Origin of the sequence: Streptomyces sp. NPDC093089, from assembly GCF_044754405.1 — a bacterium.
Classification (GTDB): domain Bacteria; phylum Actinomycetota; class Actinomycetes; order Streptomycetales; family Streptomycetaceae; genus Streptomyces.
The window spans coordinates 59,120-74,815 of record NZ_JBIVPA010000012.1 but is presented as its reverse complement, the minus strand read 5'-3'; the positions used below and the strand labels follow the sequence as shown (position 1 = coordinate 74,815).

General features: G+C 73.7%; 15 protein-coding genes and 1 pseudogene. 4 read left to right on the top strand and 12 right to left on the bottom strand.

Features of this window, described 5'->3' with window-relative positions:
• Positions 1-39 precede the first annotated feature (39 nt).
• Together mmuM and ACIQFX_RS27100 are read right to left on the bottom strand one after the other, a co-directional pair.
• Positions 40-954, bottom strand: coding sequence for a homocysteine S-methyltransferase (mmuM, locus tag ACIQFX_RS27105; RefSeq protein WP_402468377.1), 915 nt, complete (start codon positions 952-954; stop codon positions 40-42).
• A 16-nt stretch (positions 955-970) separates the two neighbouring features.
• Complete coding sequence (locus tag ACIQFX_RS27100) at positions 971-1,894, bottom strand: LLM class F420-dependent oxidoreductase (RefSeq protein WP_402468375.1); 924 nt, start codon at positions 1,892-1,894, stop codon at positions 971-973.
• A 249-nt stretch (positions 1,895-2,143) separates the two neighbouring features.
• Between ACIQFX_RS27100 and ACIQFX_RS27095 the strand changes: the two genes are divergently transcribed.
• Entirely contained in the window at positions 2,144-2,473 is a 330-nt protein-coding gene (locus tag ACIQFX_RS27095; protein WP_402468821.1) for a hypothetical protein, read from the top strand.
• Between the two features lie 44 nt (positions 2,474-2,517).
• Here ACIQFX_RS27095 and ACIQFX_RS27090 read toward each other — a convergent pair whose 3' ends face one another.
• The 8 genes and pseudogenes from ACIQFX_RS27090 to ACIQFX_RS27055 form a co-directional block, all read right to left on the bottom strand.
• Positions 2,518-3,003: a DUF6099 family protein gene (locus ACIQFX_RS27090; protein WP_402468372.1), complete on the bottom strand. Its 486-nt coding sequence runs from the start codon at positions 3,001-3,003 to the stop codon at positions 2,518-2,520.
• Positions 3,004-3,396: 393 nt separating this feature from the next.
• A pseudogene (locus tag ACIQFX_RS27085) lies at positions 3,397-3,717 on the bottom strand (nucleotide pyrophosphohydrolase); the annotation flags it as partial.
• Entirely contained in the window at positions 3,714-4,937 is a 1,224-nt protein-coding gene (locus ACIQFX_RS27080; RefSeq protein WP_402468369.1) for an ATP-binding protein, read from the bottom strand. The gene ACIQFX_RS27080 and the pseudogene ACIQFX_RS27085, both read right to left, overlap by 4 nt.
• Before the next feature lie 55 nt (positions 4,938-4,992).
• Positions 4,993-5,424: a cell division protein SepF gene (locus ACIQFX_RS27075; RefSeq protein ID WP_073906529.1), complete on the bottom strand. Its 432-nt coding sequence runs from the start codon at positions 5,422-5,424 to the stop codon at positions 4,993-4,995.
• A 212-nt stretch (positions 5,425-5,636) separates the two neighbouring features.
• Positions 5,637-6,860 (bottom strand): PLP-dependent aminotransferase family protein, encoded by a 1,224-nt coding sequence (locus tag ACIQFX_RS27070; RefSeq protein ID WP_402468367.1) that lies wholly within the window; start codon positions 6,858-6,860, stop codon positions 5,637-5,639.
• A gap of 112 nt (positions 6,861-6,972) precedes the next feature.
• Positions 6,973-7,692, bottom strand: coding sequence for a GntR family transcriptional regulator (locus ACIQFX_RS27065; RefSeq protein ID WP_402468364.1), 720 nt, complete (start codon positions 7,690-7,692; stop codon positions 6,973-6,975).
• Between the two features lie 125 nt (positions 7,693-7,817).
• Positions 7,818-8,822, bottom strand: a complete 1,005-nt coding sequence (locus tag ACIQFX_RS27060; RefSeq protein WP_402468362.1) for a proline racemase family protein — start codon at positions 8,820-8,822, stop codon at positions 7,818-7,820.
• A 143-nt stretch (positions 8,823-8,965) separates the two neighbouring features.
• Positions 8,966-9,880 carry a dihydrodipicolinate synthase family protein gene (locus ACIQFX_RS27055; protein WP_402468359.1) on the bottom strand — a complete coding sequence of 305 codons (915 nt, stop codon included), beginning with the start codon at positions 9,878-9,880 and terminating at the stop codon, positions 8,966-8,968.
• A gap of 171 nt (positions 9,881-10,051) precedes the next feature.
• On the opposite strand from ACIQFX_RS27055, the gene ACIQFX_RS27050 reads away from it, so the two are divergent.
• Positions 10,052-11,299 carry an arsenic transporter gene (locus ACIQFX_RS27050; RefSeq protein WP_402468357.1) on the top strand — a complete coding sequence of 416 codons (1,248 nt, stop codon included), beginning with the start codon at positions 10,052-10,054 and terminating at the stop codon, positions 11,297-11,299.
• A gap of 404 nt (positions 11,300-11,703) precedes the next feature.
• Positions 11,704-12,633: a terpene synthase family protein gene (locus tag ACIQFX_RS27045; RefSeq protein ID WP_402468355.1), complete on the top strand. Its 930-nt coding sequence runs from the start codon at positions 11,704-11,706 to the stop codon at positions 12,631-12,633.
• A gap of 63 nt (positions 12,634-12,696) precedes the next feature.
• On the opposite strand, the gene ACIQFX_RS27040 is transcribed toward ACIQFX_RS27045, so the two are convergent.
• Together ACIQFX_RS27040 and ACIQFX_RS27035 are read right to left on the bottom strand one after the other, a co-directional pair.
• Positions 12,697-13,965 carry a cation:proton antiporter gene (locus ACIQFX_RS27040; protein WP_402468353.1) on the bottom strand — a complete coding sequence of 423 codons (1,269 nt, stop codon included), beginning with the start codon at positions 13,963-13,965 and terminating at the stop codon, positions 12,697-12,699.
• A 6-nt stretch (positions 13,966-13,971) separates the two neighbouring features.
• Positions 13,972-14,442, bottom strand: a complete 471-nt coding sequence (locus ACIQFX_RS27035; protein ID WP_402468350.1) for a cation:proton antiporter regulatory subunit — start codon at positions 14,440-14,442, stop codon at positions 13,972-13,974.
• 252 nt (positions 14,443-14,694) lie between these two features.
• On the opposite strand from ACIQFX_RS27035, the gene ACIQFX_RS27030 reads away from it, so the two are divergent.
• Complete coding sequence (locus ACIQFX_RS27030; RefSeq protein ID WP_402468795.1) at positions 14,695-15,681, top strand: HAMP domain-containing sensor histidine kinase; 987 nt, start codon at positions 14,695-14,697, stop codon at positions 15,679-15,681.
• Positions 15,682-15,696: the final 15 nt, after the last annotated feature.

The following is a 15,696-nucleotide window of genomic DNA, read 5'->3' as shown; positions in this document are numbered from 1 at the left end:
GCCCCGGCGCCGGGGCGCGGCCCGGCGCCGGGCCGCGCCTCAGCGCGGCCGGTCGGCGGACAGGGCCGCCGCGACGGCCGTGATCGTGGCCGGCCCCACGCGGCAGCAGCCGCCGACGAGCCGGGCGCCCGCGGCGGCCCAGGATCCGGCCCCGGCCGGGTCGAAGGCGAGGTCGCCCCGCCAGCCGCGCGCCCGGGCGTCCCACCGCTCCCCGCTGTTGGGGTAGGCCACGACGGGCCCGCCGGTCACGGCCGCGGCGAGCTCCACGGCGTCCGCCACCCCGGCCGGGTCGCAGCAGTTGACGCCGACCGCCACGACCTGGTCGTTCCCGGTGGCGACCGCGAACGCCTCCGCCAGGTCCTGCCCGGCCCGGGTCCGCCCGCCCTCGACCGTGTAGGAGAGCCACACGGGCGTCCCCGACCCCGCGGCCGCCCGCAGCAGCGCCTCCGCCTCGTCCGCGTCCGGGACCGTCTCCAGCGCCAGGACGTCCGGCTCCGCCGCGGCGAGCGCCTCGATCCGCGGCCGGTGGAACGCCTCCAGCTCCCGCACCGACAGCCCGTACCGTCCCCGGTACTCGCTGCCGTCCGCGAGCATCGCCCCGTAGGGCCCGACGGACGCGGCGACCCAGACCTCCTCCCCTACCCGCTCCGCCGCCGCCCGCGCGAGCTCCACGCTCCGACCCAGCAGCCCCGCCGCCGCCTCCCGGCCCAGGCCCCGCCGGGCGAAGCCCTGGAAGGTGGCCTGGTAGCTGGAGGTGATGAGCACGCGGGCGCCGGCCCGTACGTAGGCCGCGTGGGCCGCCTCGATCTGCTCGGGGCCGTCGGCGAGGAGCCGCGCGGACCAGAGCGCGTCCGAGAGGTCGCAGCCCTGCGCCTCCAGCTGGTTGGAGAGACCGCCGTCGAGGACGACCGCCCCCGCCCGGAGGGCCTCGGCGAGCGTGCGGACCGGTTTCATCGGGTCGCCCGTCCCCTCATCCCAGCTGCGCCTGGACCTGCGCGGAGATCAGCTCCAGGTGGTCCAGGTCGTCCAGGTCGAGGACCTGGAGGTAGACCCGCGAGGAGCCGATCGCCGCGTACCGCCCGATCTTGTCGACGACCTCGGCGGGCGAGCCCGCGAGGCCGTTCGCCTTCAGCTCGTCCACGTCCCGCCCGATGGCGGCGGCGCGGCGGGCCACCTCGGCGTCGTCCTTGCCGACGCAGACGACCAGCGCGTTGGAGTACACCAGGTCGTCCGGCGCCCGCCCGGCCGCCTCCGCGGCGGCCCGGACCCGGCCGAACTGGAGCTCGGTCTCCTCCAGGGACGCGAACGGGATGTTGAACTCGTCCGCGTACCGCGCGGCCAGCCGCGGCGTGCGGCTCGCGCCGTGCCCGCCGATGAGCACCGGGATCCTGTCCTGCGCGGGCTTGGGCAGCGCGGGCGAGTCGGTGAGCCGGTAGAACTTCCCCTCGTGGTCGAAGGTCTTCCCGACCTCGGTCCCCCACAGCCCGGTGACGATCGCCAGCTGCTCCTCCAGCCGGCCGAACCTCTCCTTCGGGAACGGAATGCCGTACGCCGTGTGCTCCTCCTCGAACCAGCCTGCCCCCAGGCCCAGTTCGATCCGTCCACCGGACATCCGGTCGACCTGGGCCACCTGGATGGCCAGGACCCCGGGGAGCCGGAAGGTGCCGGCCGTCATCAGGGTGCCCAGCCGGATCCGCTTCGTCTCCCGGGCCAGGCCCGCAAGGGTGATCCAGGCGTCCGTCGGGCCGGGCAGCCCGTCGGCGGACCCCATGCTCAGATAGTGGTCGGAGCGGAAGAAGGCGTCGAAACCGAGGTCCTCGGTGGCCCGGGCCACCCTGAGGAGGGTGTCGTAGTCGGCCCCCTGCTGGGGTTCCGTGAAGATGCGAAGATCCATACCTCCATCCTGCACCGTCGGGTGCGTGTCAACCTCTCCGTCACCCCGCCGTCCGCACCGGCACGGCCGGGTGAATATCCCACCCCCTGGCGGGGCGCGTCCGCCCTGGCCAGTGACCGGGGCCGGGCACCCGTCGTTGGCTCGGGCGGAGCCGGACCGCCCGGCCCTCGTGCCGGCGGCCGCTGCCGGTGCGTCGCTCTCTCTCGTGGCCCCGTCCTCGGCGGTGGGGTCCCGGTCGAGGAGGCCGCCATGTCCCAGGAAGCCGTGCCGGAGCGGGCCGTTCCCGAGCAGCCGGTGCCGCAGTCCGTACCCGAGCAGAAGGCCGCCGGCGCCCCCAAGGGTCTGCTCCAGCAGATGGAGGAGCTCATGGCGGCCCTCTCCGCCGACCTCTCCCAGCTGGACGCCGACCTCCAGTCCTCGGCCGACCGCCACGAGCCCGACCAGCACGAGCCCCACCGCCACGAGCCCGACCAGCACGAACACCACCGCCACGAGCCCCACCGGCACCAGCCCGACCGCCACCAGCCCGACCGGCACGAACACCAGGACCGCCCCGGCGACGCCCGGCCGCTCCGCTAGGCCCGCCGCCGCCCTCGCACCCCCGGCCGCTCGCCGGGTGCCGTTCACGTCGGGCCCCGCCCGGGGCCCGCGCGACCGCGGGCGGGGTCGGGCGGGCGGGCCCGCTCCCCGTCCCGTACGGCCAGGCGCCGGAGCATCCCGCGCACCCGGTCGCTCGACTCGTCGGCGGCGTCGATGGCCTCGATGCACTGCCAGTAGAGCCCCTCCTCGTCGGTGGCGCAGGCCACCCCGACGAGCGCGATCCCCACTTCGCCGAGCAGCGCGCCCAGCGCGGTCAACGCCCCGCGCGGGTCGCCCACTTCGGTCAGCTGGGCCGCCCGGGGGCCGCCCGCTCCCCACACCGGGTACTCCCCGATCTCACTCAACCCCCGTGCGTCGCCCCGCAGTTCCATCGGTCCGCAGAGCGCGAGGTGACTTCCTATCGCCTGGGCGAGGGCCTGGGCCTGCCAGGCCTCCGCCACGATGTGCTGTGCCGTTCCGCTCTCCGCCAGCGCGCGCCGGCCGAGTGTGATGAGTCGCTCCGCGTCCATCAACGCAGCCCCCGTTCGTACGACTTACTGCCCACTCATTCCACTACCCAGAGTGAGGCGGCCTGAGCCTCTACACCAGGGGAATTCGGAAATCTGTGGACAGGAGGCTCGACGGGGAAAAGCCGATCACTCCGAAGAGTGACGATCTCCGTCCGCATCACCTCCCTAGCCGCCGTCCGCACTCCCTTCCGCGCCCGCGTAGCCGTCCGTGCGCCCGGCCTCGCGCCCGGCCGCACCTTCGCCCTCGCTCTCGCCCCCGGCCGCACCTCCGTCCTCGCCCTTGTCCTCGCTCCCACCCGCACCTCCGCCCACGCTCTCGCCCTCGCCCCCGGCCGCACCTCCGTCCTGGCTCACGTCCGCATCCTCCTTCTCGCTCCCGCCGGGCCGTCGCCGGGCGGGAAAGCGGACCTCGTTGCGGTCGATCTTGGCCGCGAGGGCGGCCAGGGGGTCGACCCCGAGCACCTCGCAGAACTGGAGGAGATAGGCGAGCACGTCCGCCACCTCGTCGGCGACGCGGTGCGCCGACTCGGGGTCGTCCATCACCCGCTCCGCCTGCTCGGGCGTCAACCACTGGAAGATCTCCAGGAGTTCGGCGGCCTCCACGCTGAGCGCAGCCACCAGGTTCTTGGGCGTGTGGTAGGGCTGCCAGTCACGGGCGGCCGCGAACTCGGCCAGCCTGCGCTGCAGTCCCGCCACGTCAAGGTTGTTCGTCATCCGGTCAGGTCTACCACCGTCACCCCGGATGTCCGCCGGGCCTCCCCCGCCGCTCGCTCCCCGACCGTCCCGGCGACCCTGATGTGGCCGTCGGCGGCGATGCCCGCCGCGAGCCGGAGGAGTTCGCCCAGCTGGCGGCCGTCGAGCCCGCGGTCCAGGCCGTCGGCGAGCAGGGTCAGGCTCTGCATGGCGTCGGGCACTTCGGCGAGCCGGTCCATCGCCAGCACACCGGGCCCGGTGAGCAGGGTGAGTGCGAGTGCCAGATAGCGGAGTTCGCCGTCGCCGAGCCGGCCGAGCGGGGTCGCGGGCCGGCCGCCCCGCTCCAGGAACGCCCGTACGGTGCCCTCCGGGAGCGCCTGCACCCCGACGCCGGTGACGGGTCCCGCGCAGCCGGCCCCGGCGACGGCCGCGAGGCGGAGATGGCGGCGCGGGCAGTCGGTGTGGGTGCGGTGCAGGACCTCGGCGAGGTTGTCGCAGCCGCGCCGGAGTCGCCCCTCGCCCGGGGGGACGGGCGCCCGCATCCGCTCGGGCCGGGGGTCGCAGGCGAAGGCGGACCTCAGTCCGATGATCACCTGCTCGGCGGCGGCCAGGACGTGCAGCTGCCCCGCCGTCTTGCCCGCCACGCGCAGCGGCAGCAGGGCCGTGCCGAGCAGGTCGTCGGGGAGCGGGGCGCGGGTGACGGGGGTGGCTCCGGCCGTGTGCCACTCGGCCTGGACGGTGCTGCGGCCCGGGTCCCGCAGGGCGGTGGCGAGCAGGGTGCGGCCGCGGCCGGTGAGCCGTTCGCCGACGATCCGCAGCCGGGGCTCGGCCTGGACGGCGAGGTCGAGGCGGACGGGGCCGGCCGGTCCGTCGACCGTGCACCCGATCCGGAAGCCGCGGCGGCCCTGGGCGTCGGGCCGGGCCCGCTCGGGGACGCAGTCGGCGGCGTCGGGGAACACCTCGTCGAGCGGGTCGCCGGCGCCGAGCCTGGCCAGCGCCTCGTACGCCCGCAGGGTGGTCGACTTCCCGCTGCCGCTGGGACCGGCGAAGAGGGTGACCGGGCCGAGCGGGTGCGTGGCGCCGCGGTGGCCGGCGAACGCCGACAGGCGCAGCTCGGTGACGGCGGGCCGGGCGGCGATCCGCCCGGCCCCGACCGCACCGCCGGACGGCCCCCGGGCTTCGGGGACGGAGAGGCGTGCGTCTGACGTGCTGGCGAGCGTGGCGCCGCCGGTGAGGTCCATGCCCGGACCGTACGCAGGCTCTTCCGTGACGAACCGTTACGGCGAGATGACCTTCCTACGATCGGGGGACGCCGGCGGTCCGGCCGCCCACGACACCCTCCTCGTCCTCGCCCTCCGAACCCTCGACCTCGGTGCCCGCGGGGGCGAGGAGGAAGACGTTCCGGTCGACGCGGTGCATGCCGCTGCCGAGCCCGAAGACGACGCCGCTGCTGAAGTCGAGGATCCGCTTCGCGACCTCGGTGTCGGCGCTCGTCAGATCGAGGAGCACCGGGATCTGGGCGATGAGGTACTCGGCGACCTCGCGGGCGTCGGCGAACACCTGCACCCGGAGCACCACCATGCGGCGCTGCTCGGCGGACTCGTACTGCTCGGGGATCGTGCGGTGATCGACCCTGGACGGCCATTCGTCACGTCCGCGCAGGGGCACGACCTGCGCCAGGCCCTCCCACTGCTCGTCGGTGACGTCGTACCTCTCGTACCTACTCATGGGCACATCCTCCCGCCCCTCACCCGTTCGGCCCAACAACGACACGAGGTCGTGACCGGGCCGTGGCATGCGCGGACCCGAAGTCACCCGGTCGGCCCATGCCACGCGGGAGGGGAAACTCCTCCGGGGAGACCCCGGGACGACCCCGGCCGCCCCGGGGCGGCCCTGGGGAGTCCGGGGGCTCCGGGGGCTCCGGGAATCCGGGGAGTCCGTCAGGTGAAGCTCTTGGCCAGTCTGCGCAGCCCGTCCCTGATCTCGTCCGCCGAGTGGGTCGTGAAGGAGAGGCGCATGGAGCCCGGGTCGGGCTCGCCGCTGAAGAACGGCGCGCCCGGCACGTACGCCACCTCGTGACCGATCGCGGTCTTCAGGAGGGCGGTGGCGTCGTGCCCCTCGGGCAGGGTGGCCCAGATGAACATGCCGCCCTCGGGCCGGTTCCAGCGGGAGCCCTCGGGCAGGGCCGCCGGGAGGCCTTCGAGCATCGCGTCCCGGCGCTCCCGGTAGGCGGCCCGCATGACGGCGACGTGCGCGTCGAGGTCGCTGTCGCGCAGATAGCGGGCGGCGGCTGCCTGGTCGATGGTCGAGGTGTGCAGGTCGGCGGCCTGCTTGGCGATCACGCAGGCGCGGCGCAGCGCGGCGGGGGCGCGGAGGTGACCCAGGCGGAGGCCGGGGGCCATGACCTTGGAGAACGAGCCGAGGAGGACGGTGCGGTCGGCGGCCGCGGGGTGGGCGGCGATCCAGGGCACGTGCTCGCCCTCGAAACGCAGCTCGCCGTACGGGTCGTCCTCGACGATCCAGAACCCGTGCCGGGCGGCGGCCTCGGCGACGGCGGCGCGGCGCTCGGCGGGCAGGGTGCGGCCCGTGGGGTTCTGGAAGGTGGGGATGACGTAGAGGAGGGTGGGCTTCTCGCGTGCCGCGATCTCGTCCAGGGCGGCCGGGAGGATGCCCTGGTCGTCGGTGGGCACGGGGACGACCCGGGCGCCGGCGAAGCCGAAGGTCTGCAGGGCCGCGAGGTAGCAGGGGTCCTCGACGAGGACGACGGAGCCCGGCTCGACGAGGGCGGTGTTGAGGAGCGTGAGGGCCTGCTGCGAACCGGTGGTGACGAGCAGGTCGTCGGGGTCCGTGGCCAGTCCGCGGGCGGTGAGCCGCGCGGCGACGGCCGTCCGCAGCTCGGGGTCGCCCTCGGTGGTCGAGTACTGGAGCGCGTGCTGCGGGTTCTCCGCCAGGACCCGGTCGTACGCCGCCCGGATCCCCTGGACGTCGAACAGTTCGGGGGCGGGCAGGCCCCCGGCGAAGGAGATCACCTCGGGCCGCGCGGTGAGCGCCAGGATCTCGCGCACCGGCGACGACCCGACGTTCGCCAGCCGGCCTGCGGTCGCGGGAGGGGGCACGGAGGCGGCGCCGGCGGCGTGCGCGGGCGTCGGGGAGGCGGAAAGCATGGCCACAGCATATAGATGCGGCCGATGCTGTCCAGGTGTCTCGATTCTCCTTGCACGAAGCCGAGTTGGGGCTATTCCCCCGTAGCCGCAGCGGCCGGCCGACCCGTCGGGGCTACTCCTCCCTGGCAGCGACGGCCCGGCCGACCGCCTTCCGGACGGCCGGTTCGTCGGCGGCGTCGGCCCAGAGCGAGCGGACGTGGCCGAGGTGGCGGCGCATGCAGTCCTCGGCGCCGCGCACGTCCCCGGCGATCATCAGGTCGAGGAGTTCGAGGTGCTCCTCTGCGGAGGAGACGAGCTTGCCCGCCTCGTCCAGGCCGGTCAGTCCGTAGAGCCGGGAGCGCTTGCGCAGGTCCCCCACGGTCTCCACGAGCCGTTCGTTGCCGGAGAGGGCGAGCAGCGCGAGGTGGAAGCGGCGGTCCGCCTCCAGATAGCCGATGAGGTCGTGCCGCCGGGCGCAGGAGACGATCTCCTCTGCGTTCGGGCGGAGCGCCTCCAGCTGCCCCCGGTCGGCCGTCCGCGCGATGCGGCCGACCGTGGGGACCTCGATGAGGGTGCGCAGTTCGGTGTACTGGTCGAGGTCCCGCTCGCTGACCTCGGTGATGCGGAACCCCTTGTTTCGGACGGGTTCGACGAGGCCCTCCCGGGCCAGGTCGAGCATCGCCTCGCGGACCGGGGTCGCGGAGACGCCGAGGTCGGCCGCGAGCCCGGGGGCCGAATAGACCTGGCCGGGGCGCAGTTCACCGGCGATCAGGGCCGCGCGGAGGGCGTGCCCGACCTGGTCGCGGAGCCGTTCCTGCGCCCTGACAAGACCGTACTGTTTCAGGTCACCCATCGTGCGTCCTCCGAGAAGTCACGGAGGAGCATCGTACAATGTCACGTTTCTCCGGCCGGGCCGGAGCCCGGAGTCGGAGCTCGGGGTCAACGCCCGGAGCCTGAACCCCGGGCCAGGAACCGGAGTCAGAGCAGGAACCCCGCGGGGAAGGGGTCGTCGGGGTCGAGGAAGTACTGTGCGGTGCCGGTGATCCAGGCGCGGCCGGTGACGGTGGGGATGACGGCGGGTCGGTCGCCGACACGGGTTTCGGCGGTGATGCGGCCGGTGAACCGGGTGCCGATGAAGGATTCGTTGACGAAGTCGGTGTGCAGGGGGAGTTCGCCGCGGGCGTGGAGTTGGGCCATGCGGGCGCTGGTTCCGGTGCCGCAGGGTGAGCGGTCGAACCAGCCGGGGTGGATGGCCATCGCGTGGCGTGAGTGGGCGGCGGTGGAGCCGGGTGCGGTGAGGTGGACGTGTTTGAGTCCGGAGATCTCGGGCCGGGTGGGGTGGACGGGTCGGTGGGGTGAGGCGTTGATCGCGTCCATGACGGCCAGGCCGGCCGTGAGGAGGTCGTCCTTGCGGGTGCGGTCGAAGGGCAGGCCCAGGGTGTCGAGGTCGACGAAGGCGTAGAAGTTGCCGCCGTAGGCGAGGTCGTAGGTGATGGTGCCGTGGCCGGGGACGTGGGTCTTGAGGTCGAGTCCGGCGCTGAAGGCGGGGACGTTGGTGAGGGTGACGGCCTTGGCGGCGCCGTCGTGGACGTGGACGTCGACGGCGACCAGGCCGGCGGGGGTGTCGAGGCGGACGGTGGTGACGGGTTCGACGACGGGCACCATGCCGGTCTCGACCAGGACGGTGGCGACGCCGATGGTGCCGTGGCCGCACATCGGCAGGAGTCCCGAGACCTCGATGTACAGGACGCCGTAGTCGGCGTCGGGCCGGGTGGGGGGTTGCAGGATCGCGCCGCTCATCGCCGCGTGCCCGCGCGGTTCGTACATCAGCAGGGTCCGCAGGTGGTCCATGTGCGCGAGGAAGTGCGTCCTGCGCTCGGCCATGGTGGCGCCGGGGATCACCCCGACACCCCCGGTGATCACCCGGGTGGGCATGCCCTCGGTGTGCGAATCGACGGCGTGGAAGACATGACGCGTGCGCATGGGGTCGTCCCCTTCGGGCGTACGGACGGAGGGATGAGTGGATGGTGAGGGAGAGGGAGAGGCAGGGAGGGGCGGCGGGGAGGGGTTGGGAGCCTTTACTCGTACCCCTACGAGTGCCCTTACGAATGCCCTCACGAAAGCCCTTACGCGTGCCCCTCCGCGAGGGCCTTCTCCGTGGCGGCGCGGACGACCGCCTCCTGCTCGGGCGTGAGGGGGTGGCGGGGCGGGCGGGTGGCGCCGCCCTGGCGGCCGGCGAGGTCCATGGAGAGCTTGATGGACTGGACGAACTCGGTCTTGGAGTCCCAGCGCAGCAGCGGGTGCAGGGACCTGTAGAGGGGAAGCGCGGTGGCGAGGTCGCCGGCGACGGCGGCGTGGTACAGCTCGGCACAGCTGCGCGGGAGGGCGTTGGGGTAGCCGGCGATCCAGCCGACCGCACCCGCCACGGCCAGTTCCAGGAGGACGTCGTCGGCGCCGATCAGCAGGTCGAGTTCCGGGGCGAGTTCGGCGATCTCGTAGGCGCGGCGGACATCACCGCTGAACTCCTTGACGGCGACGATGCTGCCGTCGGCGTGCAGGCTCGCCAGGAGCGCGGGCGTGAGGTCGACCTTGGTGTCGATCGGGTTGTTGTACGCGACGACGGGCAGTCCGGCGGCGGCGACCTCGGCGTAGTGGGCGCGGACGGCGCGCTCGTCGGCGCGGTAGGCGTTGGGCGGCAGGAGCAGGACGGATCCGGCGCCGGCCTCGGCGGCCTGCTCGGCCCAGCGCCGGGACTCGGCACTGCCGTACGCGGCGACACCCGGCATCACCCGCGCCCCGTCCCCCGCCGCCGCGACGGCCGTACGGACGACCTGGGCCCGCTCCTCGTCGGTGAGGGTCTGGTACTCCCCCAGGGAACCGTTGGGGACGACGCCGTCGCAGCCGTTCGCGACCAGCCACGCCACGTGCTCGGCGTACGCGTCGTGGTCGACGGAGAGGTCCTCGCGGAAGGGGAGGGTGGTGGCGACCATGATCCCGTGCCAGGGGTGGGTGCGGCGCGCGGGGACGTGCTCGTGGACCATGAATGGACTCCCTTGTATGGTGTGTGACATTTTATTGATGAATGCGGAGGCCACAAGGCTTTCGCGGCCGCCCCCTTCTGACGCGGAGTCAGCGCCGTGGGGAGGCAGAGCCTCCCGAAGGCCCCGACCCCGAAGGCCCCGACCCCGAGGCCGACCTGGATCATCGAACACATGCTCGTTGCGTCCGTGTCCGTGCTCGCCCTGGCCGTGGTGCTGATCTGCGCCGTCGTCCGACCGTTCCGCCTGCCCGAGGCGGTCTTCGCGGTGCCCGCCGCCGGGGTCGTCCTGGCCGTGGGCGCGGTCACGCCCGCGGCCGTACGCGAGGAGGCGGAGCGACTGGGGCCGGTGATCGGATTCCTGGCGGCGGTGCTCGTCCTCGCCGCGCTCTGCGACGCCGAGGGACTCTTCCGCGCCTGCGGGGCCTGGATGGCGCGCCGGGCGGGGCGCCGCCCACAGCGGCTGCTCGGGGCCGTGTTCGCGCTCGCGTCGCTGATCACCGCCGTGCTGAGCCTGGACGCGACGGTCGTGCTGCTGACCCCGGTGGTCTTCGCGACCACCGCCCGGATGGGAGCCCGCCCCGGACCTCACGTGTACGCGAGCGCGCACCTGTCCAACACGGCCTCGCTGCTGCTGCCGGTCTCGAACCTGACCAATCTGCTCGCGTTCACGGCCGCCGGGGTCGGCTTCACGCGGTTCGCGCTGCTGATGCTGCTCCCCTGGCTCGCCGCCGTCGCGGTCGAGTACGCGGTGTTCCGCCGCTTCTTCGCGCGCGACCTCGCCGCACCGGGGGCCCCGGTCGATCCGCCGGCGCCCACCCCGTTCCCGGTGTTCGCGCTCTGCACGGTGGCGGCGACGCTCGCCGGGTTCGGCGTCGCCTCGGCGACCGGCCTCGACCCGGCCTGGGCCGCGGCGGCGGGCGCCGCCGTCCTGGCCGTGCACTCCCTGGCCCACCGTCGCACCACCCCGCGCGCCCTCGTCCGCTCGGCGTCGCTGCCGTTCCTCGCTTTTGTCCTGGGGCTCGGCGTCGTGGTCCGGGCGGTCGTCGACAACGGCCTCGGGTCCGCCCTGGCCCACGTCCTCCCCGACGGCACCTCGCTCCCCGCCCTGCTCGGCACCGCCGTGCTCGCCGCCGTCCTGGCCAACCTGATCAACAACCTGCCCGCCACCCTGGCCCTGGTGCCGCTGGCGGCCGCCTCCGGTCCGGGCTCGGTGCTCGCGGTGCTGCTCGGCGTGAACATCGGCCCCAACCTCACGTACGCCGGCTCCCTCGCCACCCTCCTCTGGCGCCGCGTCGCCCACGACCACGGACACCCGGTGGCGCTCGGCGAGTTCACCCGGCTCGGACTGCTGACGGTGCCCGCCGCCCTGGTCGCCTCGACGGTCGCCCTGTGGGCCTCGCTGCTCCTGACGGGCACGTGACGGGCGGCGGCCCGATGCAGGTTCCGGCCACACGCCTTCTCGAACACCTGCGTCGCCGACGGGCGCGTGCGGCCGGAGCGTCCGGCTTGAACACGACCACCAGCAGACCCTCCTTCCCCCGCTCGTACGCGACCCCGCCACGGGTCCACCCGCCTCCACCAGGCGTGGGAGGAACTCACCGAAAGGCAGGGGTGCACGGCTGTCGATCCGGACGCCGATCTCGCTTAGGCTGGATTACGACTCCCTTTATGTCAGTGGCAGTTGATGATCAGGTCAAGTACTGTTCGATTGCGCCGGGGGCGTTGGGGGTTCACCCGGGATCAAACCCAGGGGGTCCAGTGTTCGACACAGCGGTACTCGATCTGCCGATTCCCTTGCGGGGCAATCCGAACCGGGCGCACATAGTGGAGCGCCACCATGCGTGGCTGCTCGGCCATGCGGGCCTTGCCGGAGCCATCGAGCGGACGGCGTACGAGAAGTGGGACGTTCCCCGTCTCGCCGCGTTCACCAGCCCTGACTGCGCCACCGACGACCTCGCCCTCGCCGCGGACCTGATCGGCTTCTACTTCCTCTTCGACGACCGGTTCGACACGGATCTCGGCCGGGCCCCGGCACGCGTGGCCGAGGTGTGCACCCGCCTGACGGCCCTCCTGCACGGGGAGGGTCCCGAGCCCGGTGACCGCACCCCCGTCGAGCGGGCCTTCGCCGACCTCTGGCAGCGCAGCGCGGACGGCATGTCCGCCCGGTGGCGGGCCCGTTCGGCCTACAACTGGGAGTGGTACTTCGCCTGCCACCCCGCCGAGGCCGCCGGCCGGCTCTCCGGCCGCCTACCGGACCGGGAGGGCTATCTGGCGCTCCGTCGGGGCACGGCCGCCATGGAGACCCTCTTCGACATGGTCGAGCGGCTCAACCGGTTCGAGCTGCCGCAAGAGGTGCTGCACCACCCGGACTTCCGCCTGATGCGCCAACTGGCGGCGGACATACCGTCGTTCACCAACGACGTGCACTCCTACGCCCAGGAGCTCGCCCGGGGCGACGTCGCCAACCTGGTGATGATCGTCCGCGAGGAGCGCGGCGGCACCGCCGAGGAGGCCGCCGCCGAGGTGATGCGCCAGGCCCAGGCGATGGTCGACCGCTTCGCGGAGCTGTCGTCCCGGACCCCCGCGACCTGCGAGCTCCTCGGCCTCGCCCCGGCCGCACGCGAGGCGGCCCGCCGGTACGTCGACGGCCTCGCCTCCTGGATCGTCGGCTACCACCGCTGGGAGATCGACACCGGGCGCTACGGCGACCTGCGCCGCTACGACGACAACCCCGGTCCGGACAACGGCTCGTGAGCCCGGCGGGGTCCCTTTCACCGGTCCCCGTCGCGTTCGCCGGTGATGGCACCACCCGTACCGCTACCGCCTACCGCTGTCCTCCATGACGTCCGTGCCGCCCGCGTCCTCCGCCCCGTCGGACGGCCTCGGGCGTACGTGTGCGGAAGCGGCCGGTCCGGCCGCGGGCTTCGGCGTGCGGAGCCGGGTGAGGGCGGCGGCGACCGGTTCGGTGAAGCGGGCGGTGAGCGGGCCCATCACGACGAGGATCAGCACGTAGGCGGTGGCGAAGGGGCCCAGCTGCGGCTGCACTCCCGCGGTGACGGCGAGTCCGGCGATGACGATGGAGAACTCGCCGCGCGCCACCAGGGTGCCGCCGGCCCGCCAGCGGCCCTTCACGCCGATGCCCGCGCGGCGCGCCGCCCAGTACCCGGTGGCGACCTTGGTGAGGGCGGTGACGACGGCCAGCGCGAACGCGGGAAGGATCACCGGCGGGATGCTGGCCGGGTCGGTGTGCAGTCCGAAGAAGACGAAGAACACCGCGGCGAACAGGTCGCGCAGCGGGCTGAGCAGCGCGTGCGCGCCCTCGGCGACCTCGCCGGACAGGGCGATGCCGACGAGGAACGCCCCGACGGCGGCCGAGACTTGGAGCTGCTGGGCGACGCCGGCGACGAGCAGGGTCAGACCGAGGACCACGAGGAGCAGCTTCTCGGGGTCGTCGCTGGAGACGAAGCGGGAGATCAGGCGGCCGTAGCGGACGGCGACGAAGAGGACCGCACCGGCGACGCCCAGGGCGACGGCGAGCGTGGCGCTGCCGGCCGCGAGCCCGACGCCGGCGAGCAGGGCCGTGATGATGGGCAGGTAGACGGCCATGGCCAGGTCTTCGAGGACCAGGATGCTGAGGATGACCGGAGTCTCGCGGTTGCCGAGGCGCCCGAGGTCGCCGAGGACCTTGGCGATCACGCCGGAGGAGGAGATCCAGGTGACGCCGGCCAGGACGACGGCGGCGACGGGTCCCCAGCCGAGCAGCAGCGCGGCGACCGCGCCGGGCACCGCGTTGAGGGCGAAGTCGACGAGTCCGGCCGGGTACTGGGTCTTGAGGTTGGAGACGAGATCGCTGGCCGTGTATTCGAGGCCCAGCATCAGCAGCAGGAGTATCACCCCGATCTCGGCGCCGATGGCGACGAACTCCTCGCTCGCGCCGAGCGGCAGCAGTCCGCCCTTGCCGAAGGCGAGCCCCGCGAGGAGGTACAGCGGGATCGGGGAGAAGCTGAAGCGGCCGGCGAGCCGCCCGAGCAGGCCGAGACCGAGGATGATGGCGCCGAATTCGATCAGGAAGACCGCGGAGTGCACCCGCCCTCACTCCTGTCCGAGGATCGCGGCGGCCGCGTCGACGCCCTCGCGGGTGCCGATCACGATGAGCGTGTCGCCACCGGCGAGCCGGAACGCCGGCGTGGGGGACGGTATCGCCCCGGAGCGGCGCAGCACGGCGACGACGGAGGCGCCCGCCTCCGTGCGCATCCGCGTCTCGCCGAGCACCCGCCCGTTCCAGTACGAGTGGGCCGACAGCTCGATCCGCTCGGCGACCAGGCCGAGGTCGGTGGTGTGCAGCACGTTCGGGCTGTGGTGCGCGGGCATCAGCGCGTCGATCAGCGAGGCCGTCTCCCCTTCGGTGAGGTGCAGCGACTGGGCGCAGGCGTCGGGGTCGTCGGCCCGGTAGACGTTCACGGTCCGGGTGCCGTCGCGGTGCGCGATGACCGACAGCTCGCGGTGCTCCCGCGTCGTGAAGTCGTACTGGACCCCGATGCCGGGCAAAGGTGTCGTTCTCATCCGCGGAGCAGGCACGAGCCCGTCCCTCCCATGTGTTCGTGAGCGGCTCGCACCCGGTTCCGGGTCCGGTGGGGGCCGGTGGTGTCCGGCGGCAACGCGGGTCATGGTGCCATCTCCCGGAGGCCCGGGACATGGGTGTCGGCACGGATGGACAAGCCCCCGGGAAGCTGGTCAGGATGGGGCGGGGACATGGGTCCCGCCGCAGGTCGGAGGGCGTGTGCGGAGCGACGTGAGGAGAGGAGGGGCGGAGTGGTGTCGTTGTACTGGCGCATCTTCCTGCTGAACGCCTCGGTCCTCGTCGTGGCCGTGCTGCTGCTGTTCGGCCCCGTCACGGTCTCCACCCCGGTGCTCCTCGGCGAGGCGCTCGTCCTGCTGGCCGGGCTGCTCGCCATGCTCGTCGCCAACGCCTTCCTCCTGCGGCTCGGCCTCGCGCCGCTCCAGCGCCTCACCCGCGCGATGCGGACGGCGGACCTGCTGAGGCCGGAGCGGCGCGCGACGGCCGCGGGACGGGGCGAGATCGCCGACCTGACCCGTACGTTCAACACCATGCTCGACCGGCTCGAAGCCGAGCGGGCCGCCAGCAGCGCGCGCGTGCTGTCCGCGCAGGAGGCGGAGCGCCGCCGCATCGCGCAGGAGCTGCACGACGAGGTCGGACAGACCCTCACCGCCGTACTCCTCCAGCTGAAGATCGCCGCCGACCACGCCCCCGAGGAGCTGCGGCCGGAGCTCCGGCAGGCCCAGGAGACCACCCGCGGAAGCCTGGACGAGATCCGGCGCATCGCGCGCCGCCTCCGGCCCGGCGTCCTGGAGGAGCTCGGGCTGCACAGCGCCCTCCGCTCCCTCGCCTCCGAGTTCTCCACGCGCGGCCTGTCCGTGCGGCCCCGCATCGACCCCGGCCTCCCGCAGCTCGACCCGGAGACCGAACTCGTGCTGTACCGCGTGGCCCAGGAAGGCCTCACCAACACGGCCCGCCACGCGGGCGCGAGCCACGTCGACCTGTGCCTGCGCCTCCTGCCCGACGGCGGGGCCGGCCTCCTCGTCCGCGACGACGGCCGGGGCATGCGCGGGGCCGCCGAAGGCGCCGGCCTGCGCGGGATGCGCGAACGCGCCCTGCTCGTCGGTGCCCGCCTCACCGTCCGCGACGCCGACGGCGGCGGCACGGAGGTCCGTCTGGACACGGCGGGCGGCACGCGCCCGAAAGCGGACACGGACACCCGGGCGGAGGCCACGGCACCATGACGGAACCGTCGAACG